Here is a 22422-nt window from a genome sequence, read left to right as displayed (position 1 = left end):
AGATTGTACAGATTAAGCAGATTTTTAATTTTTGTACAGATATTAATCTGCGTTCTCTGCAAAATTTGCGGGAAAATTTAATCAGATTATGCGGTTTTTTAATTAAATAAATCCAAAAATTCCTGTTCATCCAAAATTGTAATCGTGCCCAAATCCTGTGCTTTTTTTAATTTGCTTCCGGCTTTTTCGCCAACCACGAGATAATCCAAATTTTTAGAAACCGCAGAAATATTTTTTCCCCCATTTTTTTCTACCATTTCTTCTGCAGCTTCACGCGTGAACAGGGATAATTTTCCCGTGAATAGAAAGGTTTTTTCTTCTAAAACATTAGAAATTGTTTGGTTGAAATTTTCATCTTTTTCCATTTTTACACCGTATTCTTTTAATCTTTCAACCATTAAAAGATTTTCTGGATTTTGAAAAAATTCATGAATACTTTCCGCAATTTTAATTCCAATATCTTCCACCTGAACCAATTCTTCGAGACTCGCATTTTGCAATTCTTCTATAGTTGAAAAATTCTTAACTAATTTCTTAGCAACCGTTTCTCCTACGTGTTTTATACCGATTCCAAACAATACTTTTTCAAACGGAATTTCCTTTGATTTCTCAATACTTTCAATAATATTTTGCGCCGACTTTTCAGCCATTCTCTCCAAAGGCAACAATTGTTCTTTGGTTAAAACATAGAAATCTGCGGGATTTTCCACTAATTTTTCCCTGTAAAGTTGCTCAATAGTTTCACTTCCCAAATTCTCAATATCCAACGCTTTTCGGGAAACGTAGTGAATCATTCTTCCCACAACTTGTGGCGGACAATGCAATTCATTCGGGCAAAAATGATTCGCTTGGTCTTCCATTCTTACAAGTTCAGTTCCGCATTCTGGGCAACTTTTTATGTATTTAACTGCTTTAGAATTTGGTAATCTTTTTTCTAAATTAATACCGACAATTTTTGGAATAATTTCGCCACCTTTTTCGACATAAACGAAATCATCTTCATGCAAACCGAGTTTTTTTATTTGGTCTTCGTTGTGTAAAGTCGCACGTTTTACGGTTGTTCCAGCTAATAAAACAGGTTTCAAATTCGCAACAGGCGTTATTGCTCCCGTTCGTCCAACCTGATAAACTACGCTTTCTAATTTGGTCTCCACTTTTTCTGCTTTAAATTTATACGCCATCGCCCAACGAGGCGATTTTGCGGTGTAACCTAAAATTTGCTGTTGTTTTATATTATTGATTTTCAATACAATTCCATCAATTTCGAAGGGAAGATCGTGGCGTTTTTTGTCCCAATAATTAATGAAATCTTTTATTTCGTCTAAATTTTTACAAAGTTTGGCTTCGTTTGAAATATTAAAACCCCAGGTTTTTGCTTTTTGCAATAATTCCCAGTGCGTTTCTACGGGAATTTCTTCAGAGATAAACTGATATAAAACCGCCGATAATTTTCGTTTTCTAACTTCCGCTGAATCCTGCATTTTTAAACTTCCGCTTGCTGTATTTCTCGGATTCATAAATAAATCAAGACCTTCTTCTTCGCGCTTTTCGTTTATTTTATCAAAATTTTTTCTAGTTAAATAAATTTCGCCGCGCATAAAAAAACGCTCCGGGAAATCACCGTTTAAAGTTAAAGGAATGTCTGAAATTGTTCTTACATTTTGTGTAATTTCATCTCCTTGAAAACCATCACCACGCGTTACAGCCTGAATTAATTTTCCTTTTTCATAAAGAATTGAAATAGATGCACCATCATATTTTAATTCTGCTACAAATTCAATTTCATCTTTTCCAAAGGTTTTCTCAATTCGTTTTTCCCACTCTTCAAGGTCATTAAAATCATAAGAATTATCTAAAGAATACATTCTAAATTGATGTTGAATGTTGGGAAAATTTTTTGTGATTTCTCCACCGACTCGCATGGTTGGTGAATTTTCATCAAAAAAATCAGGATTTTCTCTTTCTAGTTTTTGAAGTTCTTTTAATTTTTGGTCAAATTCAAGATCAGAAATTAAAGACTCATCATTTTGATAATAAGCATAGTTATATTGATGAAGTTGTGCGCGAAGTTGCTCGATTTTCTGTTTTATTTCTTGAGACATTTTTAGTAAATCACTTTTAACAAAAATAAGGAATTGATTTTACTTGCCACTCTTTTTAAATGATAAAAAGTTATAACTAATTAGTCGTATTTCACAGCCCGGCTTGAGTGGAGCTCTTTTTGTGAAGCGGAACGCGGAGCAAAAAAGCGGGAACGGAAGACGGATAAAGCTGCCAAAAAAAATAATCCAATAAAATAATCTCTAAAATTTTGAAAAAATGCTAAATTTGTTTTATAAAAGGTTTATGAAGAAAAAAGATTTATTTTTAATTATTGGCGCATTAATCGTAACTGCAATTACTGGTTTCGCCGCACATTCAGAAATAAATTCTGTTTTACTTTTTTTAATTGCTGCGTTTGCATTGGTTTTAGTAGCGATGATTGTCGGCAAAGCCACAGAACAGTTGGGAAGTAGAATGGGACCTGCTGCAACAGGTGTTTTGCAATCGGCATTAGGAAATTTACCTGAACTTTTTGTGTGTATTTTCGCTTTGAGAGCGGGTTTAGATACGGTTGTGAAATCGGCTTTAATTGGTTCAATTTTAGGAAATTCGGTCTTGGTTTTCGGAATGGCGATTTTGTTAGGCGGTTTAAAAAATGGACGACAATATTTTCATTCCGAAGCACCCAAAATGAATTCTGTTTTAATGATTTTAGCATTTGCGGCAATGGCTGTTCCTACTTTAACATTTTATCTTCACACACCTGCAGAAAGCCACATTAATATGCTTGATATTTTAGTTGCCGTTGTTTTAATTGTTGTTTTTTCTACAAGTTTAATATTTTCTATTAAAGGTGATAAATCTTTAAGACCAGATAAACCGGAAGATGAGCGTGAAAATCATTCCGATTGGTCTTTAACATTGACTTTAATTATTTTGGCAAGTTCAGGTTTAGGCGCTGCATTTGTATCCGATTGGTTTGTTGATGCTTTAAAACCAGCAATGGATTCTCTCGGAATTAATGATGTTTTTGCTGGATTGATCGTGGTTGCAATCGCAGGAAACGCAATAGAAAATTTAGTGGGAATTCAGTTAGCTTTAAAAAATAAAGCGGATTATGCGGTAAGTGTAATTATGAATTCTTCTCTTCAAATCGCTTTATTTTTGTATCCAATTTTAATTATTTTATCTTTCTTTTTGGGTGGTGCGGTCTTATCATTTGTGTTAAGTCCTTTACTTTTAGCTGCGTTTGCTTTGGCGGTAATTGTAAGCGCTTTTATTGTATTTGATGGTGAAAGCATTTGGTTAGAAGGTGTTGCGTTAATTGGACTTTATATTATTATTGCGGCTGCTTTTTGGTGGGGATAGTTTTTAAACCACAAAAGTCACAAAATTTTTTTGGGTTTTAAAGTTTAAATTAAAACTTTTTAAAGTTAAAAAAAATATTTCTTTTGCGATTCATTGCGCTCTTTGCGGAAATCTTTGCGTCTTTGCGTGAAACTAATAAGCCAAAATCTCTGAAATTTTCACCGACACTTTCTCAGCATTCGGTAACATTTCTTTTTCTAAAATTAAATTAATTGGGACTGCAGGTAAATTTACAGAACCCAAAGTTTCAACCGGTGCATCTAAAAATCTAAAACATTCTTTAGAAATTCGTGATGCAAAAGCTTCTGCGAAAGAGTTTTGCAATGGCTCTTCTGTTAAAACTAAACATTTTCCGTGTTTCTTTACACTTTCAAAAACAAATGATTCATCTAATGGAATTAATGTTCGTAAATCTATAATTTCAACTTTTCCTTGATGGTTTTTTGCGGCTGCTTTTGACCAATAAACGCCCATTCCATAAGTGATAATAACCATGGATCGACCTGCGTCAATTTCAGTTTTATTAGCTTCTAAAATTGTATTTGCTTTTCCAAAAGGTAAAATATAATCTTCAGCGGGCTCAATCGTTTTTGCGTCTTCAGTTCCAGGAACTTTGCTCCAATACAAACCTTTGTGTTCAAGCATGATAACAGGATTTGGATCGTAATATGCAGCTTTTAATAAACCTTTAAAATCTGCTGCATTACTTGGATACGCGATTTTTATTCCTTTAATATTAGCTAAAATACTCTCCACACTTCCGCTATGATAAGGTCCGCCGCCGCCGTAAGCGCCTGTTGGAACTCGAATAATATTACTCACAGGGAATTTCCCACAACTTAAATAAGAAGATTTTGAAATTTCTGTGATTAATTGATTAATTCCTGGATAAATATAATCTGCAAACTGAACTTCCACAATTGGTTTTAAACCAACCGCGCTCATTCCAACCGTAGAACCAATAATATAAGCTTCTTGAATCGCAGTATTAAAAACACGTTTATTTCCGAATTTTTTACCTAAAGTTACGGTTTCGCGGAAAACACCGCCAATTCTTTCTCCCACATCTTGCCCGTAAAGTAAGGCTTCCGGATGTTTGTACATGATTTCCTGAATGGCGTGAATGGCCGCATCCACCATCACAATTTTCTCTTTTGTATCTGTGGGAACGCGTGTTCCGGTTTCTTCTAAAATTGGTGTGGGAACAAACACAAAATCTTCTACAGAATTTACATCTGGTTCTTCTGCTGCAATGGCTTTTTCAAAATCTTTTTCTACGATTTTTCGGGTTTCTTTGGTGATTTCTTCTAATTGAGTTTCATCAAAACCCTCATAAAGCAGATAATTTTTAAGAATAATTCCCGGATCTTTTGCATTGTGTTTTGCTAAATCTGCTTCATCACGATAAAATTCTCTACGAACACCCGAAGTATGATGACCGATCAAAACCGTACTTGCACAAACTAAAAGTGGTTTTTGTTCTTCACGAACGAAATCAAACGCACGCTTCATATGTGTGAAACTTTCCACAAAATCAGTCCCGTTAAATTTCATTCTTTCTAAACCCACAAAACCTGCGGCAAAATCATAAACATCGGAAGTTCTGGCTTCTTCCTTGGTTACAGAAATTCCCCATTCATTGTCCTGAACTAAATAAATGATAGGCAATTGATGCAAAGCGGCAAACTGAAAGGCTTCCGAAACTTCACCTTCCGTGACAGAATTATCGCCCAAACTGCAAACGACGACCGGGTTTTCATCAAATTGTTTTAAATTAAATTCCTGGATATATTTTAAACCCTGTGCAACGCCGGTTGTTGGGATTGCCTGCATTCCTGTCGCGGAACTTTGGTGGATTATTTTAGGAAAATTTTCATCCAAACTTGAAGGATGAGAATAGTAAGAACGCCCGCCGGAAAAAGGATCTTCGGCTTTTGCCAATAATTGCAACATCAGTTGGTATGGCGTAAAACCCATTCCCAAAAGCATCGCTTCATCGCGGTAATAAGGCGAAACCCAATCTTCTTTTTTTAATTGGTAAGCCGTTGCGAGTTGCACGGCTTCGTGACCGCGGGAAGTGGAATGCACATATTTCGTAATATTTCTGTTCTCTTCGTAGATGTCTGCAGTTGCTTTTGCGAGCATCATGTGATGAAAAGCCTGTAATAAAATGTCCTTCGAAACCAAGTTTTCTGTGTTTAATTCCATAGAACTCAAAGTTACGGAAAGTTTGGCTAATTTGGAAAATGGTTTTTTGAGGAATTATTTTTTAAATGAGTAAAAAAAATTTTTGAAATTTTACTTAAAATTACTTAAATGCGAATAGGTTTAATATAATAAATTTAGAATTTTTATAGTGTTTCTTTGGTAAAGTTCTATATAATTAAAAACTATTAAGTAGGATTTAATTTTAAGTATTGTAATTTTATAATGTTTGCTTTGATAATATTTTCAATCTCTTTTTTTTGTTTAATCTTCACATTTGCATCATCGTTATCCAAAAGATAATCTAAATTTATGTACGATGAGTTAAAAAGACTATTTGAATTTTCATTTAAGAAAACAAGTGTTTCGTTATCTAAGATAAATTCTGTAATGTTTTTTACACACCAACATAAATATCCTAAATCTTTATGTGCGATATCTTCGATTGATAAACCGTTGTATTTACCAAAATTAATAATTTGGTTAAATTTATATTCCATAATTAATTAATCTAAATTCCAAAATGCATCGTTCATAGTTTCTGGATTGTCCGTTCCAGCCGCATCTCTTAGCCAATTATTATCGTTTGGCTCATAATCTTGATTGTAATATTCTTCCGAATAGTCTCGTTCTGTTTTATATGTAAGTTCCTCACTTTCGGTGTCGTATTCAATGTTATTTATAATTTCTTCATTTATTTCATCAGATTTACTAAGAAGAATATCAAAGAATAGTTTGTCTCTTGTTACACAATAATTAAATGAATTTTCTTCCGAATTATAGTTCAAATTAATTTTATTAAAGTTCAATCTAATGTCATCATTTGTTAAAAATTCATTAGTTTCTAGAGTAGTATTTTGAATTTTGTATTCAAAAAAAACATCCCTTACTTTTTTAACTGAAATATACTGTCTAGTAAGTATAGGATTTATGAAAAAAGTTGGACTTAATACAAACCATTTAAGGTTTTGGTTTGCCCATAAAACAAATTCAGTGTCAAATTTATTAGGTTTGTAGTAATATCCAAGATTTTCAAATTCAACATTGTCAGAATTATCGATAACTTCTGATACATATTGAAAATATAAATTCAATAGTTCTTGGTATTTATTACTAATTATATTTTGAGGATAAATAAATATGAAATTTGGACCCACCGAAATTAAAAGTTGATCAACTAATAAATCTGTCATCGAACCACCTTGTTGAAAAAAATCAAACGAAGGTTTGCTGGTATTATTAAAATATTCTGATCTGATTGAAGTAACCAATTCCTTAATTTTTCCAAGTGTTTTGGTTTCTTTAAATTTTTCAAATTCTTCGCGAAGCAACAATTTAAAATTTTCTTCTAATCGCCAAGTGAATGATTGTTCTTTGAACGATATGAGATTATCTGAGTACAAATGTGGATTAAGTTCTTGTGATTTTGGAACGATTTGAATATATTTTTCGACAATTTCTCCATTTCTAATTTTAAAAACAATCACAGCGGATTCGTAATAAAATGAACCCTTATATTTTCTATTATAATTTAGAGCGGGATTAATTTTTAGAGATAATTTCGCATTTACCCACTTCGAAAATATTTCGCTACTATTTAATAAGTCGTCGTTTGATAGATATATTTTGTCATCAATAATTTTCCAGACATACAATTTGTAATCGACCTGATCATTTGGTAATAATTTAATTAACTCTGGGATTTTAAAATGTATTTTTTTATAAATCAAAAACATATTAAGATAATATTTACAATTAAAATGACATTCAAATATACACAAGTTTTTAGAAAAAATATTTGATAAGAATTTGATTGATACTTAGTACAATTTAATTTTAATAATTTAAATAAAACAAATCAAAATTCTCAAAACCCCTACTTTTTTTTCTGCTAATTTTAAACTAATTTTACAAAAATTCTTCCTTTAAATGTATTTAGTTTTCGATACCGAAACCGCTGGTTTACCTCAAAATTTCAACGCACCGCTCACAGATTCAGACAATTGGCCGAGAATGGTGCAGATTGCGTGGCAACTTCACGACAATGACGGAACTTTGCTGGAAAATCAAGATTATCTCATTAAACCAGAAGGTTTTGATATTCCTTTTAATGCGAGCAGAATTCACGGAATTTCTACTAAAATGGCAAGAGAAGAAGGTCGAGATTTGATCGAAGTTTTAGAAGAATTTGCAGAAGTTTTAAAGAAAACAAAAATTGGTGTTGGTCACAATGTAGAGTTTGATTATAATATTGTTGGTGCAGAATTTTTACGTAAAAATTTAGAAAATTCTTTAGAGAAAGTGGCGTCTGCAGATACGATGATCTTGGGAACGGATTATTGTAAACTCGGAAGCGGAAGAAACGGCAAATGGAAATCTCCGAAACTGGAAGAATTATTTGAAATTCTTTTTCAGCATAAATTTGATGAAGCACACAATGCAGCCGCAGATGTAAATGCAACAGCGCAAATTTTCTTTGAAATGATGCGTTTAAATATTATTTCCGCGGAAGATTTAAAAATCAGCGAGGAGGTTTTCCAGAAATTTCAATCTCAACATTCTTCACCTATAAAACCTTTTGGAATTGTTGTCAGAAGGCAGGTTGCAGCCAATAAAAACCGCAAGAATAAAGTTGATTTTGGTGATACAGATGAAATTGAAATCGGTGATTATTTTAATTTTCACAACCACAGTATTTATTCCTCTTTGCAATCTTCTTCAAGTATTCAAGATTTAATTACAAAAGCTACGAAAAATAATTTTCCGGCTGTTGGTTTGGTGGATTTAGGAAATTTAATGGGTGCTTTTAAATTTATATCAGAAGTTGAAAAATACAATAAAAGTTTAGAGGATAAATTAAAAGAAGAAGATTCAGAAAATTTTGATATTTCTGAGAAAAAATTAATTCCAGTTTTAGGTTGTGAATTTTATATTTCAGATCGTCCAAATCAAAAACAATTTACGAAAGACGATCCCGATAGACGTACTAATGTTGTGCTTTTAGCAAAAAATTTAAATGGCTATAAAAATTTAACCAAGCTTTCAAGTTTGGGTTTTGTAAATGGATTTTATTTCGGAGTTCCAAGAATTAGTCGGGAGATGATTTCTGAATATAAAGAAGATTTAATCGCCGTGACTTCTGGTATAAATGGCGACATTCCAGATGCTATTTTAAATTTTGGAGAGCAAAAAGGAGAAGAATTATTTAAATGGTGGAAAAACGAATTCGGTGGTGATTTTTATGTTCAACTTCAAAACCATCATTTGCCAGAAGAAGACTATTTAAATCAAATTTTACTTCAGTTTGCAGACGAATACGAGGTTAAAATTTTAGCACAAAATGAAACTTTTTATACAGAAAAAGGAGATTCAAAAATTCAGGATATTCTTTATTGTATTAAAGATGGAGAAAAATTAACGACCGAAATTGGAAAAGGTTTTGGAAAAAGAAGAGGTTTAAAAAGCGATAATTATTTCATAAAAGATTCGGAAGATTTAAAGAAAGATTTTCAAGATTTTCCAGATGCTTTTGAAGCTTATTCAGAATTATTACAAAAAATTACACCTTACACTTTAAAGCGTGATGTTTTATTACCAAAATTTGAAATTCCTGAACAATTTTTAGATCCAAAAGATTTAGAAGACGCAGGAAAACGTGGTGAAATGGCGTATTTAACACACTTAACTTATGAAGGCGCGAAGAAAAGATACGGTGAAATTTCTGAAAAAATAAAAGAAAGAATTGATTTTGAATTAGAAGTTGTAGCCAAAACGGGTTATCCAGGTTATTTTTTAATTGTGCAAGATTTCTGTGAAGTTGCGCGGCAAATGGGCGTTTGGGTTGGTCCGGGACGTGGATCTGCGGCTGGTTCTGTGGTCGCTTATTGTATCGGAATTACAAATGTGGATCCTATAAAATACGATTTACTTTTTGAGCGTTTTCTCAATCCAGAACGTATTTCAATGCCCGATATTGATATTGATTTTGATGATGAAGGAAGAGATAAAATTATAAAATGGGTGGTTGAAAAATATGGGAAAAACCAAGTTGCACAAATTATTACATACTCAGTTTTAGGAGGAAAATCTGCCATAAAAGATGCGGGAAGAGTGATGGATGTTTCTATTTCCGAAACTAATAATATCGCAAAACTAGTTCCAGGAACTCCCGGAATGAATATCGGAAAAGCCTTGGCAAAACCGGAAAAATTACGTCCGGAAGATCGCGTTTTGGCAGATGAAATGAAAATGATTTTAGAAAATTCCAATGATGGGAGATTTCCTGTTTTAGATGCTGCACGAAAAATGGAAGGTTGCATTAGAAATACAGGTATTCACGCATGCGGTGTGATTATTACGCCGGAAGATATTTCAAATTTAGTTCCTATAACAATTGCTGCAAAAGATGCCGATATTTTGGTTTCACAATTTGATAATTCTGTGGCGGAAGATGCAGGTTTGCTTAAAATGGATTTTCTTGGCTTAAGAACTTTAACGATTTTAAAACATGCCATTGCATTAATTAAAGAAAAACATAATATTGAAATTGACTTAGATAATTTATCCTTGGATGATGAAAAAACTTTTCAATTATTTAAAGAAGGAAAAACGGTTGGGATTTTTCAATATGAAAGTCCCGGAATGCAAAAATATATGCGCGAATTGAAACCTACAAAATTTGAGGATTTAATTGCGATGAACGCACTTTATAGACCAGGACCTATAAAATATATTCCAAATTTTATCAATCGGAAAAATGGTTCTGAAGAAATAGTGTATGATTTACCAGAAACCAAAGAATTTTTAGAAGAAACTTATGGCATCACTGTTTATCAGGAGCAAGTAATGTTGTTGTCACAGAAATTAGCTAATTTCACAAAAGGTGAAGCCGATACTTTGAGAAAAGCAATGGGTAAAAAGCAAAAAGCTGTTTTGGATAAAATGTATCCGAAATTTATTGAAGGTGGAGAAAAAAATAATTTAGACAGACAAAAATTAGATAAAATTTGGAAAGATTGGGAAGCTTTTGCAGAATACGCATTTAATAAATCTCACTCCACTTGTTATGCGTTAATTGCTTATCACACCGCTTATTTAAAAGCCAATTTTCCGGCAGAATATATGGCAAGTGTGATGAGTAATAACATTAATAACACGAAGCAGATTACACTCTTTATGGAAGATTGTAAAAATATTGGGGTGGATGTTTTAGGTCCAGATGTAAATGAGTCTTCTTACCATTTTGCTGTGAATGACAAAGGACAAATTCGTTTCGGATTGGGCGCTATTAAAGGAATTGGAGAAGGTCCGAGTGAAGCAATTGTAAAAGAAAGAAAGAAAGGAGCTTTTAAAAATATTTATGATTTTTTTGAAAGAACTCCCTTTTCACAAATGAATAAAAGAGTCGCAGAAAGTTTAGTTTTCGGCGGTGGTTTTGATGAGGTTGATTCTTATCACAGGGCTCAGTATTTTGATACCGATAATTCTGGAAGAACGAATTTGGAAATTTTGCTAAAATATGGACATAGTTTTCAGGAAGGAAAAAATGAAATTGAACATTCACTTTTTGCCGATTTTGCTGATGAAGTGAAGATTGAAAAACCAAAAATTAATCCAGCTCCTGAATGGCAAAATATGCACAAACTTAATAAAGAAAAGGAAATTATAGGATTTTATCTTTCTGCGCATCCGCTAGATGAGTTTCAATATCAGTTTAAATTTATACAAGGCGCACTTTCTCGAAAAGAAATTTTAGAAACAAAAAAAGAAGAAATCGAACTAGAAACGGTGATTTTACCCACAGAAATAACAGAGGAAAATGATGATATTGAAGTTTTAGATTTAATTGAAAATAGCGATGATGAAGAAGAAATTATTGAAGATGTTTTGAAAAAAGTAGAACCAAAAGGTGCTTTCAATTTTCTTAATTTAGATGAAGTTGAAGTTTATAAAAACCAAGTTTTTGCAGATTTAAATCCTAGTTTATTTGTAGAAAATAAAATAGAGTGGAACGAACGCAAAAAAATAAATGACCGCTCCAAAGAGTTTACAGTTGCAGGTTTAATCACAGAATATGAAGTAAAAGACAGCCCAAGAAGTGGAGAAAAAATTGCTTTTTTAACTTTGGAAGATTATACAGGAAGTCAAAGTTTTCGATTAGGTGATCGCGATTACTTGAGACTTCGTGATAAAGTAGATGTGCAACGTTTTGTGATTATTAAATTTAAATATTCGCTTTCGGCAGACGGTCGTGTTTTTGTGAATATTACAGATGTGGAAGATTTACGAGAATCTTTACAAAAATTTGCAAAAAGTATGAGTGTTGTAATTAATTTGGAAGATTTGCGTAAACAAGATTTAGAATTTTTTCAATCATTAATTAAGAAAAAAGGTGATAAAAAATTAAATTTTTATATTAAAAATAAAGAAGAGTCTCATATCGAGATGCATTCTGTACAAACGCATATTGCGATCAATGAAGAAACTTTGTCTTTATTTAATACAATGAATAAATTTGAATTCTTTCTAAATTAATTATTAGAATACTTAAAAAAACTTGGAAACTATTTTTGTTTTTAAGTTTTTTTAGAATATCTTTGCATCTTATTATGAATGAAAAAACAATTTTTTTAGAAAAAGTTTCAGAATTATTTTTTGAAAATGGTGCAAAAGCCGTCACTATGGATGATGTGGCAAAACATGTTTCTATTTCAAAAAGAACTTTGTACGAAGAATACAAGAACAAAGAGGAACTTTTAACGGCGATTTTAGATTTTAAATTGCAAAAGATAATTGATACCATCAAAACCAATGACGCAGAAAATACAAATGCCATTGAAAAAGTTTTGATAAAAGATAATGACTTTGAGAAATTTTCCAGCACCAATCAGAGTGTTTTTATTCGACAGTTACTGAAGTATTATCCTTCGATCTTTGATCAACATATTTTGAATATGAACGAAAAAATATCTGAATTTTTAGTAAAAAACATTGAAAAGGGTAGAGAAGAAGGACTTTATAGAGCAGATTTTAACGAAAGTCTTTATATCCGATTTTTGTTAAAAATTATGCTGTCCTTTGAAAATTCGGTGTTGTTTGAAAATGAACAGTGCGAAAGAAGTAACTTCTGTTTTGAAGGGGTTTTATTTTACCTCTATTCAATCAGCACGGAAAAAGGCCGGGAGATTTTAGAAAAAGCAAAATTGAAGCAATAATTTAGAACTAAATTTAAAAATAATAAAGAATTATAAAACGATAAGTAATGACCAAGTGGACAAAATTAATATCTATACTTCTTTTGGGTTCAACTTTTTTTAGAGTTGCCGCCCAACAAAGTATTACATTAAAAGAAGCAATTGAGTTTGCGTTACAAAATAAAGCGGATGCTAAAAAGGCGGCTTTGAGTGTAAAAAATTCAGATTATCAAATTATGGAAGCCAAAGCCGGAGCGCTTCCTAAAATTACGGGCTCAGCAAATTTAACTTACAATCCAATTTTGCAGGAAAGTGCTTTGCCGGGCGAAATTTTCGGTGCTCCTGGAACAACTATTTTGGTGCCTTTTGGACAGAAATGGGTTGCAGTTGGAGGCGTAAATTTAACGCAGGCTTTGTTTAATCAACAGGTTTTTGTGGGTTTAAAAGCCGCAAAATCGACAAAAGAATTTTATGAGTTAAATGCGAGTTTGACGGAAGAACAAATTATCGAGCGTGTTTCTACGGCATATTTTCAGGTTTTTACGGTTAAAGAAAAACTGAATACTTTGGAAAGCAGTTATGCAAGTACGGAAAAAGCAAGAAATATTATTAAAAGTTTATTTGACAATGGATTGGCTAAAAAAATTGACTTAGACCGAACAAATGTTAATTTGACAAATATAAGCACGGTGATTACGCAAAGTAAAAATGCCGTAACGCAAGCCGAAAATGCTTTAAAATTTTATATGGGAATGGCGATTAATACGCCAATTGAAGTGGTTGCGCAAGATATGGAAGTAACACCACATCTTTTTGACGATTCTGTTTCCACGGATAACCGCACAGAAATTAAAATTTTAAACAAACAAAAAGAACTCTTAGAATTTCAGAAAAAAGCAGATGAAGCAGAATATTATCCAACCGCTTCTTTGAACGCAGGCTACAATTGGCAAGGACAAGGAAATAAATTTCCATTGACACACGGAAGTTCAAATGGTGTGAACTGGTCAGATTATTCTACCATTAGTTTGGGCATAAAAATTCCCATATTTAATGGATTCGCGACCAAAGCAAAAGTCGCAAAAGCACAAATTGACATTGAGAAAAATGACGCAGATATTGAGGATAGAAAATTGGCTTTAGATTTAGATTATCAAAATGCAAAATCTCAGATCAACAACAGTTTGTCAGCTATTGACAATCAAAAAGCGAATGTGACTTTAGCAGAATCTGTTTTAACCAATACCAAAAGCAATTACCAATATGGTTTAGCAACTTTGACGGATTTACTTGATGCTGAGAATTCTTTGGTACAGGCGAAAAATAATTATACCAATGCCGTTTTAGATTACAAAATTGCAGAAATCCAATACTACAAATCGCAAGGTGATTTGAAACATTACATTAAATAAAAACTCATTACAAACATTTTTAAAATGAAAAAAGCAAGACCATACATTTACACCGCTCTCGTGATTATTTTAGTAGTTCTCGGTGCTTATACTTTAAAGAAAAATAAAGAAAAAAATAAGGAACAGACGGCAATTGTGGCCCAAACAAATACCTCAGTTATCGTTAATTCTGCGATTGTGAAATACGAACATATTTCTACAGATTATTCGGCAAATGGAACGTTTGCGCCCTTTCAAAGTTTAACTTTTCCCTCAGAAATGAGCGGCAGAATTGTGCGTGTTTTAGTTGATGAAGGAAGTAACGTAAGAATTGGGCAAACTTTGGCAACCATCAAAAAAGACCAATTGGAAGTTGATAATTCTACTGCAAGAGCGACTTATCAAAATGCCATTATCGATAATCAGCGCTATGAAAATGCTTTTAAAACAGGCGGCGTAACCAAGCAACAATTGGATCATTCCAGGCTGCAGTTAAAAAATGCAAAAGCACAATTGGATCAATCCAACATCAGAGTTGGCGATACCAATGTTCGCGCTACGATAAATGGTGTCGTAAATAGACGTTACATCGAACCAGGAAGTGTTGTTGCACCAGGAACGGCGATGTTTGATATTGTGAATGTTTCCAGTTTAAAATTAAAAGTGACCGTTACTGAAGCGCAAGTGGCGAATTTGCATTTGGGTGATAAAATCGAAGTGAAAGCAAGTGTTTTTCCAGAAGATACTTTTGGTGGGAAAATCACATTTATCGCGCCTTTGGCAGATGCTTCTTTGAGTTTTCCTGTTGAAATTCAGATCTCAAATATGTCTAAAAATAAATTGCGCGCAGGAATGTACGGAACGGCAGTTTTTTCTTCCAAAGACAAAGGAATTTCTCACGCCATGTTAATTGTGCCGAAAGAAGCATTTGTTGACGGTGTAAGTAGCGGACAAGTTTTCGTAATTAATAAAGATAAAACTGTAACGCTTACAAAAGTAACAACAGGTAGAATTTTTGGAGATAAAATCGAAATTATTGACGGTTTAAAACCGGATCAAATTGTTGCAACAACGGGACAAATTAATTTGGTGAACGGCGATAAAGTTCAGATCGCCAAATAGAAATTCGACTTTAGAATTTTTTTAATTCTAGATGTAATTTAATTATTTAAAAATATATATGAAATCGACCTCTACGAAACTGTTTAGAGTTCAGTATCGAATTTTGGCGGTAGCATACGACCTTAAAAAAATTATCATATCCATATGAAATTAGCAGAAATATCCATAAAACGTCCCACGTTAATTATTGTGCTTTTCGCAATTTTAACGATTGGCGGAATCGTTAGTTACAATAGTTTAGGCTACGAACTTATCCCGAAATTTGATATTAATACCATCACAATTTCTACGGTTTATCCAGGTGCTTCGCCGAGTGAAGTTGAAAATTCCGTAACTAAAAAAATTGAAGATGCCATTTCTTCGCTCGAAAACGTTAAAAAAGTAGAGTCAAAATCGTTTGAAAGTCTTTCACTCGTTACGGTTACTTTAAATGCAGGCGCAGATACGAATTACGCGATTAATGACGCACAAAGAAAAATAAATGCAATTACTGCGAATCTGCCAGAAGATGCAAAACCGCCCGCTCTCTTAAAATTTTCATTGAGTGATTTGCCAATTATTACCGCTGGTGCAACTTCTAATTTAAATCAAAAAGATTTTTACGACCTTTTAGATAAAAAAATTGAACCAGTTCTTTCCAGAATTCAAGGTGTAGCGCAAGTGAAATTAGTTGGAGGACAGGAACGTGAGATAAAAGTGAATCTCGATCCAGCAAAAATTGAAGGTTTTGGTTTATCTGTTCCAGAAATTCAACAGGCTATTTTAAGTTCAAATTTAGATTTCCCAACAGGAAATGTGAAAACCAGAGATAATTCTACAATCATTAGACTTTCTGGGAAATACAGAAGTATTGAAGAATTAAATAATCTGGTTTTACAAACAAAAGATGGCGCACAAGTTCGTTTGGGCGATGTTGCTTTTGTAGAAGATGGTCAGAAAGATGTGGAAAAAATCGCGAGAGTAGATCAAAAAGCAGCAATAATTTTGCAAGTTGTGAAACAAACCGATGCAAATGCAGTAGCCGTGAGTGAGAAAACGCGCGCCGCAATTAAAAAGATTGAAACGGATTATAAAAAACAAAATGTAAAAATTGATATTGTAAATGATTCCACTTTATTTACATTGAATGCTGCAGATAATGTAACGCACGATTTATTAATTGCCGTAGTTTTAGTGGCGCTCGTAATGTTGCTGTTTTTACACAGTATTCGGAATGCATTTATTGTAATGGTTTCAATTCCGGCTTCATTGATTGCCACATTTATTGGAATTTATCTTTTGGGCTATACTTTAAATTTAATGAGTTTATTAGGACTTTCTTTAGTTGTCGGTATTTTGGTGGATGATGCAATTGTAGTTTTGGAAAATATTTACAGACATATGGAAATGGGCAAAAATAAGGTCCGCGCCGCGTATGATGGAACTTCCGAAATTGGCTTTACAGTAATGGCAATTACGCTTGTAATTGTGGTGGTATTTTTGCCAATTGCGTTAAGTACAGGTTTGGTTTCTAATATTATTTCACAGTTTTGTGTGACTGTTGTTATTGCGACTTTATTGTCATTACTTTCGTCATTTACAATCGTTCCGTGGTTATCTTCCAGATATGGAAAATTAGAAAAATTAACTGGTGCCAATATTTTTCAAAGATTCATTTTAGCCTTTGAGCAACGATTGGATATGTTTACAAACTGGGTTTCCGGACTTTTAAAATGGTGTTTAAAAAGTAGAAAAAATAAAATAATATCAATGGTTTTGGTCGTTGTTTTATTTTTTGGATCCATTTTCGGCTTATTTGGTGGCGGTTTTATTGGTGGTGAATTTTTCGCCAAAATTGACAAAGGTGAGTTTTTAGTTCAAATAGAATTACCAAAAGACGCGTCCATTGAGCAATCAAATTTTATGGCTCAAAAAGCAGAAAAATATTTAACTTCTCAAAAAGAAGTTTCGCGTGTCATTACAACCGTCGGACAAACCAGTGATGGATTTGGTGGCGCACAAGCAACTGCATACAAATCTGAAATTGACGTTATTTTAGTGGATAAATCGAAACGTGAAGACAATTCCTTTATCGCAGCAGCGAAATTAAAAAGACAATTAGAAAGCGTTTTAGTTGGTGCAAAAGTGAAGACTGTTCCAATTGGACTTTTGGGTGCAGAACGCGCACCTTTGGCTTTAGTTGTAACGGGTTCTGATCTAAAATCTGCTTTAGAATATGCAAAACAAGCGGAAGCACAATTGCGTACAATTCCTGGTGCAGCAGAAATAAAACTGAGTATTGAAGGCGGAAGTCCGGAAATTAATGTGCAAGTGGATCGTGATAAAATGTCTTTGTTAGGTTTAAATTTACAAACCGTTGGATTAACCATGCAAACTGCTTTTAGCGGAAATACAAATGGAAAATACCGCGCCGGAGATAATGAATACGATATTAATATTCAATACAACCAAAAGGGACGTTCCACGATTAATGATGTTAAAAATTTAATTTTTGTCAATAAAACCGGACAACAAATAAAATTGGAACAATTTGCAAGTGTCACAGAAGGTTCTGGTCCAAGTTTCTTGGAAAGACGTGATAAATCTCCGTCTGTAACTATTGAAGCACAAGCGATTGGGAAACCTGCGGGAACAATTGCCGATGAATGGCAAGCAAAATTTGAAACTTTGAAAAAACCAGCCGGCGTGAACTGGATTTGGAGTGGCGATAAAGAAAACCAAACGGAAGGTTTTGGAACTTTGGGACTTGCTTTGGGCGCTGCAATACTTTTGGTTTATTTAGTAATGGTCGCGCTTTATAACAGTTTTGTGTATCCGTTCGTCGTTTTATTTTCAATTCCGTTGGCTTTGATCGGCGTTTTGATTGCGCTTGCTTTAACAAATAATTCGATCAATATTTTCACTATTTTAGGAATGATTATGTTAATTGGTCTGGTCGCGAAAAACGCGATTATGATTGTAGATTTTACTAATCACAGAAAAGAAGAAGGAGAATCTACCTACAACGCTTTGATACAAGCCAATCACGCAAGATTACGTCCAATTTTAATGACCACAATTGCCATGGTTTTTGGGATGCTTCCAATCGCTTTGGCAAATGGCGCTGCCGCAGAAATGAATAATGGTTTAGCGTGGGTTGTCATTGGAGGACTGGTTTCTTCGCTATTTTTAACTTTAGTAATTGTCCCGGTTGTTTATTCGATTTTTGATGGTTTGATTCGAAGAGCGACAAAAGGAAAAACAATAGATTACGAAGCAGAAATGCATGCAGATTATACACCTCACGAATTAGAAGATGACGGTTTCTCTGTAAAACACCAATAGTTTTATTTAAATTGTCTTTAAAAATCCGTTCTGACTTTTTGTTGGGACGGATATTTTTTATTTTTAGGAGCAAGACGTTTGTTTAATTTTTTGAGCATTGTTCCCGCTTTCCACTATATCTTTTTCGTCATTGCGAGCAAAGCGAAGCAATCTGTTGAACTTTTAATTAATCGCAATAACAAAAAAGGATGCCGTTTCAATCGGGGCTAAAAAGACGGGAATATTTTTTTTGATAATAAAGAAAGCATTATTTATAAAACTCAAAATACATTTTAAGTATTCTTTGTGTTTTTTTTCTATATTTGATTTAGAAATAAAGTATGATAAACGTCATACATATACACCCAAATTTGGGTGGTTTTATATGATTTTGTCATACATATAAATGAGTTAGCAGTCATTTTATGAAAACACTTATCCAAATATTGATATTTTTTATTTCATTAAATTTTTTCGGTCAAACTGAAAATATAAATAGTGGAAAATATCATCCTGCAAAAGAAATTTTTGAGACGAAATACAAAAAAATGACCTTTGGCAAATTCCTACCTTCACAAATAATTGTTACCGACAATAAAGTTTCTTTTAACATTACAAAATCTTTTGAATTTAGCGAAAAAAGTAATCAACTAACAAAATTGATTTTGACAAGTGGACTTCTTGACCCTTATGAAATAAATGGCAGTTATCAACTTACAATTTCTATAATTGACGAACTATATCTTTTGAATCCAAATCCGCAAACAAGAAGATTTAAATTTTGGATTTATAATTCAAATTCAAAAAATTCATTCTTAAATTCTGTAAATCCAAGCGAATATTATTTTGAACTACAAAATGAAAATGCAGATGAAAATACTACTTTGGCAGATTTTATAAAAGGTGCACAACTGACATTTCTGACCTTTGGAACAATAGTAATTTAGAAAAAAAACGTCTGCTAACAGCGGTTTTGCAATAGTGCGGGATTTTCGCTAGTTTAAAGATTTTAGAAATTCCGAAGATTATTTTATAATAGAAAGATTTTATATATTTATCCGCACCATCGCAAAGCCGCAAAACGTTATCTGATATTTTAACATTGCTCTCCACAAAATTATGAGATTAATATTTTTAATATTTTCAGTTGTGATTTCAAATTTAAATTTTGGACAAGTTCCCAAAGTTGAGAAAAACTACAGTTTAAATAAATACATTGATTTATTTATAGAAAATTCAAAAAGCAACGATGATTTTTTTAGAAAGAAAGACGCAGTCTTAATTGTAAATTCGTTTTCTGATAAATCTAAAAATCAATTTTATGTTATTTTAAAAGAAGATTACAAATCGGAAATTTTAGAATATTTTAAAACTAAAACTTTTCATTATAACCTTATTAACTTAATTGTAGTTTCCAAAAAAATTCAGGACTATAACTTTACTAGAAAAGTAATTAAAAATTTAAAAAATTCAAACTATAACTTAAAAAAAACATCAAAAGTTGAAAATGAAAAACGGTACGGTAATATCTCAAATGATCCTTATCAATGGGTTTTAGTTTTTGACCAAAATATGAAAATTCAACATATAGATGTCACTGAAGATCCAAATCGTCAAAAGACAAAAAATTTAATAATAAAAATAAAATGTCTATAAAAAACATCAGATAACAGCGTATTGGCAATAGTGCGGAGGAATCGCAAGTTTAACCGTTTTAGATGTTCCGAAGGTTAATTTATAATAAGAAAGTTTCCGCTCCGCTTCCGCACGAATCCTTTCGTTTGGCAATCTCAAAAACAAAAAAAGCCGAGCAAAAAAGCCCGGCTTAATAATGAATTTAAAATTTGTTTTTTGGAAAACTAAAGAAAATTATTTTCCAAATTTGTAAGCCAATCCAACTTGGAAAGCATTATTTTTCACAGAATCTCCGTTATTATTTTTCAAAATATCAGTAACTCCTGCAACATATCTTGCTGTAATTCCCAGTTGTGGCGTGAAATAATAACCAGCACCAATTCCAACTCCAAAATCAAAATTGTTGAAATTGTCTTTGTTTAAAGGAACAATTGTAGAATTATTTGTATTTCCGTTTGTAGAAGATTTATATTTATCTTCTGCATTTACCAAAAATCCCATTTGTGGACCTGCTTCCAAGTAAAATTGTGGCGTTGCATTATATTGAAACATCACCGGAACTGAGATATATCCTAAATTTCTGGAGTAAGAAGCTGTATAATTATTTCCACCAACTGTAGAAGTTCTATCTACTTTTGAGCCTAAATCATTATAAATCACTTCGGGTTGAATACTAAAGTCAGAAGAAAGTGGAGCGTTTAAAAATACACCTGCATTAAATCCGATTTTAGAACTTTGATCGCTTAAGTTTGAATCTTTAGAAAGTGAAGAAACATTCATTCCACCTTTTATACCAAACTGTTGTGCGAATGTTAATGAACTTGCAGCAATTGCAGCTGCTAAAAATACCTTTTTCATAATCTTAAATTTTAATTTTCTAATTTTTTATTTCACCTCAGTTAATTTATTTTTTTGAGGCTTGACTTTGGGATACTTTCAAATAGTTTGCCATTATGAAAGCGAAATCAGTAATAGAAATTAAAACAAGTGTTTAATTATTTTTTGAGTGATTATAAAAATTTGAAAACCAGATATTTAAAAAAATAAAAAAAATATTATTTAGAATTATTATAAATTGCAAATATTTTATTACAAATTATTGTTTTGCTAGATTGCGATAAAATTCTAATGTTTTTAGAACAGCATTTTCTGAAACTTTAATGTCAAAATTACCTTTTCCAAGTCTTTCTAAAAGTGAAAATTTAATCTCTCCCGAAGAATTTTTCTTGTCATTCAGCATTAATTTGGTGATTTCGCCGTCATTAAAACCCTCTATAGTTTGATAAGGAAAATAAAATTGTAACGCTGTAATTATATGTTTTGAAGTTTCTTCTGAAATATAATTTTGCAAATAAGACAGATAAGTTTCACAGATCATTCCCATTGCAACTGCTTCTCCGTGCGGAATTATATTTTCTTTTTGTAAAAACAAACTCTCGAAAGCATGCCCAAAAGTATGGCCAAAATTTAAAGTTTTTCTAATATTTTGTTCTTTAAAATCAATTTCTACAACATGTTCTTTTATTTCCATTGAACGTAAAATATGATTTTCTAAATGTTCTGCAGAAATTTCTGTGATTGAAATTAAATCTTGCCAATGTTTTTCATTCGCAATTAAACCGTGTTTCAGCATTTCTGCAAAACCGCTTCTTAATTGTTCAAATGGTAAAGTTTTAAGAAAGCCAGGAAATGCAAAAATTTCTTCTGCTTCAGAAAAAGTTCCCACAATATTTTTTAAGAATGCATGATCAATTCCGGTTTTTCCGCCAATTGAAGCGTCACACATTCCCAAAAGTGACGTCGGAATATTAATAAATTTAATTCCTCTTTTATAAGTTGAAGCCACAAATCCGCCCAAGTCTGTAATGACGCCGCCGCCTAAATTGATCATTAAAGCATTTCTATCGGTTTTAAATTCTGCTAAAATCTCCCACAAATGTGAGGCGGTTTCAATGGTTTTTAAATCTTCACCGGCTTCAATTTCAATAATTTCGAAAGGAAGTTCTGTTTCCAGATTTCCTAAAAGTAGGGGAAGACAGAATTCATGCGTATTTTCATCAACCAAAATTAAAAGTAAACTTGGTTTTAAATTTTCTATAAATAAATTTAGCGCCGAAAAATCATCATCTAAAAAAGAAATCATAAATAGTTTTTTACAAATT

General features: G+C 32.4%; 14 protein-coding genes. 8 read left to right on the top strand and 6 right to left on the bottom strand.

Going from position 1 to position 22422, the window contains the following annotated elements; genetic code table 11:
• Positions 1-98: 98 nt before the first annotated feature.
• A complete protein-coding gene (ligA, locus tag ACN0WB_RS05985) occupies positions 99-2102 on the bottom strand; it encodes an NAD-dependent DNA ligase LigA (RefSeq protein ID WP_417429853.1) in 2004 nt (667 codons plus the stop codon).
• A 244-nt stretch (positions 2103-2346) separates the two neighbouring features.
• Here ligA and cax point away from each other — a divergent pair, with 244 nt between their 5' ends.
• On the top strand, positions 2347-3411 hold the full coding sequence (gene cax / locus ACN0WB_RS05980) for a calcium/proton exchanger (RefSeq protein WP_417429851.1): 1065 nt from the start codon (positions 2347-2349) through the stop codon (positions 3409-3411).
• 132 nt (positions 3412-3543) lie between these two features.
• Here the strand turns inward: cax and ACN0WB_RS05975 are convergent, their stop codons facing one another.
• The 3 genes from ACN0WB_RS05975 to ACN0WB_RS05965 form a co-directional block, all read right to left on the bottom strand.
• On the bottom strand, positions 3544-5619 hold the full coding sequence (locus ACN0WB_RS05975; RefSeq protein WP_417429849.1) for an alpha-ketoacid dehydrogenase subunit alpha/beta: 2076 nt from the start codon (positions 5617-5619) through the stop codon (positions 3544-3546).
• Positions 5620-5804: 185 nt separating this feature from the next.
• Positions 5805-6116 (bottom strand): hypothetical protein, encoded by a 312-nt coding sequence (locus ACN0WB_RS05970; protein WP_417429847.1) that lies wholly within the window; start codon positions 6114-6116, stop codon positions 5805-5807.
• A gap of 6 nt (positions 6117-6122) precedes the next feature.
• On the bottom strand, positions 6123-7352 hold the full coding sequence (locus ACN0WB_RS05965; RefSeq protein ID WP_417429846.1) for a hypothetical protein: 1230 nt from the start codon (positions 7350-7352) through the stop codon (positions 6123-6125).
• A 193-nt stretch (positions 7353-7545) separates the two neighbouring features.
• Between ACN0WB_RS05965 and dnaE the strand changes: the two genes are divergently transcribed.
• The 7 genes from dnaE to ACN0WB_RS05930 all read left to right on the top strand — a co-directional run bounded on the left by dnaE (position 7546) and on the right by ACN0WB_RS05930 (position 20281).
• Positions 7546-12150 carry a DNA polymerase III subunit alpha gene (gene dnaE / locus ACN0WB_RS05960; RefSeq protein WP_417429844.1) on the top strand — a complete coding sequence of 1535 codons (4605 nt, stop codon included), beginning with the start codon at positions 7546-7548 and terminating at the stop codon, positions 12148-12150.
• A gap of 74 nt (positions 12151-12224) precedes the next feature.
• The gene (locus ACN0WB_RS05955; protein WP_417429842.1) at positions 12225-12830 is read left to right on the top strand and encodes a TetR/AcrR family transcriptional regulator; all 606 of its coding nucleotides are present in this window, start codon (positions 12225-12227) and stop codon (positions 12828-12830) included.
• Positions 12831-12877: 47 nt separating this feature from the next.
• Positions 12878-14221 (top strand): TolC family protein, encoded by a 1344-nt coding sequence (locus ACN0WB_RS05950; RefSeq protein ID WP_417429840.1) that lies wholly within the window; start codon positions 12878-12880, stop codon positions 14219-14221.
• 24 nt (positions 14222-14245) lie between these two features.
• Positions 14246-15322: an efflux RND transporter periplasmic adaptor subunit gene (locus ACN0WB_RS05945; RefSeq protein WP_417429838.1), complete on the top strand. Its 1077-nt coding sequence runs from the start codon at positions 14246-14248 to the stop codon at positions 15320-15322.
• A gap of 144 nt (positions 15323-15466) precedes the next feature.
• Positions 15467-18646, top strand: a complete 3180-nt coding sequence (locus tag ACN0WB_RS05940) for an efflux RND transporter permease subunit (protein WP_417429836.1) — start codon at positions 15467-15469, stop codon at positions 18644-18646.
• A 404-nt stretch (positions 18647-19050) separates the two neighbouring features.
• Positions 19051-19572: a hypothetical protein gene (locus ACN0WB_RS05935; protein ID WP_417429834.1), complete on the top strand. Its 522-nt coding sequence runs from the start codon at positions 19051-19053 to the stop codon at positions 19570-19572.
• Between the two features lie 172 nt (positions 19573-19744).
• Positions 19745-20281 carry a hypothetical protein gene (locus ACN0WB_RS05930; RefSeq protein WP_417429832.1) on the top strand — a complete coding sequence of 179 codons (537 nt, stop codon included), beginning with the start codon at positions 19745-19747 and terminating at the stop codon, positions 20279-20281.
• A gap of 213 nt (positions 20282-20494) precedes the next feature.
• On the opposite strand, the gene ACN0WB_RS05925 is transcribed toward ACN0WB_RS05930, so the two are convergent.
• The gene (locus tag ACN0WB_RS05925; RefSeq protein ID WP_417429830.1) at positions 20495-21118 is read right to left on the bottom strand and encodes a porin family protein; all 624 of its coding nucleotides are present in this window, start codon (positions 21116-21118) and stop codon (positions 20495-20497) included.
• Positions 21119-21356: 238 nt separating this feature from the next.
• A complete protein-coding gene (gene aroB / locus ACN0WB_RS05920) occupies positions 21357-22403 on the bottom strand; it encodes a 3-dehydroquinate synthase (protein ID WP_417429828.1) in 1047 nt (348 codons plus the stop codon).
• Positions 22404-22422 lie beyond the last annotated feature (19 nt).

This window comes from Halpernia sp. (genome assembly GCF_048269545.1).
Lineage (GTDB): Bacteria > Bacteroidota > Bacteroidia > Flavobacteriales > Weeksellaceae > Halpernia.
Note: the sequence above shows the minus strand (reverse complement) of the source record. Positions and strands in the feature narration are given on the sequence as shown.

Bases quoted from the DNA above. Each gene is read 5' to 3' on its own strand.
- ligA (WP_417429853.1), bottom strand. From the start codon at position 2,102: ATGTCTCAAGAAATAAAACAGAAAATCGAGCAACTTCGCGCACAACTT.
- cax (WP_417429851.1), top strand. From the start codon at position 2,347: ATGAAGAAAAAAGATTTATTTTTAATTATTGGCGCATTAATCGTAACT.
- ACN0WB_RS05975 (WP_417429849.1), bottom strand. From the start codon at position 5,619: ATGGAATTAAACACAGAAAACTTGGTTTCGAAGGACATTTTATTACAG.
- ACN0WB_RS05970 (WP_417429847.1), bottom strand. From the start codon at position 6,116: ATGGAATATAAATTTAACCAAATTATTAATTTTGGTAAATACAACGGT.
- ACN0WB_RS05965 (WP_417429846.1), bottom strand. From the start codon at position 7,352: ATGTTTTTGATTTATAAAAAAATACATTTTAAAATCCCAGAGTTAATT.
- dnaE (WP_417429844.1), top strand. From the start codon at position 7,546: ATGTATTTAGTTTTCGATACCGAAACCGCTGGTTTACCTCAAAATTTC.
- ACN0WB_RS05955 (WP_417429842.1), top strand. From the start codon at position 12,225: ATGAATGAAAAAACAATTTTTTTAGAAAAAGTTTCAGAATTATTTTTT.
- ACN0WB_RS05950 (WP_417429840.1), top strand. From the start codon at position 12,878: ATGACCAAGTGGACAAAATTAATATCTATACTTCTTTTGGGTTCAACT.
- ACN0WB_RS05945 (WP_417429838.1), top strand. From the start codon at position 14,246: ATGAAAAAAGCAAGACCATACATTTACACCGCTCTCGTGATTATTTTA.
- ACN0WB_RS05940 (WP_417429836.1), top strand. From the start codon at position 15,467: ATGAAATTAGCAGAAATATCCATAAAACGTCCCACGTTAATTATTGTG.
- ACN0WB_RS05935 (WP_417429834.1), top strand. From the start codon at position 19,051: ATGAAAACACTTATCCAAATATTGATATTTTTTATTTCATTAAATTTT.
- ACN0WB_RS05930 (WP_417429832.1), top strand. From the start codon at position 19,745: ATGAGATTAATATTTTTAATATTTTCAGTTGTGATTTCAAATTTAAAT.
- ACN0WB_RS05925 (WP_417429830.1), bottom strand. From the start codon at position 21,118: ATGAAAAAGGTATTTTTAGCAGCTGCAATTGCTGCAAGTTCATTAACA.
- aroB (WP_417429828.1), bottom strand. From the start codon at position 22,403: ATGATTTCTTTTTTAGATGATGATTTTTCGGCGCTAAATTTATTTATA.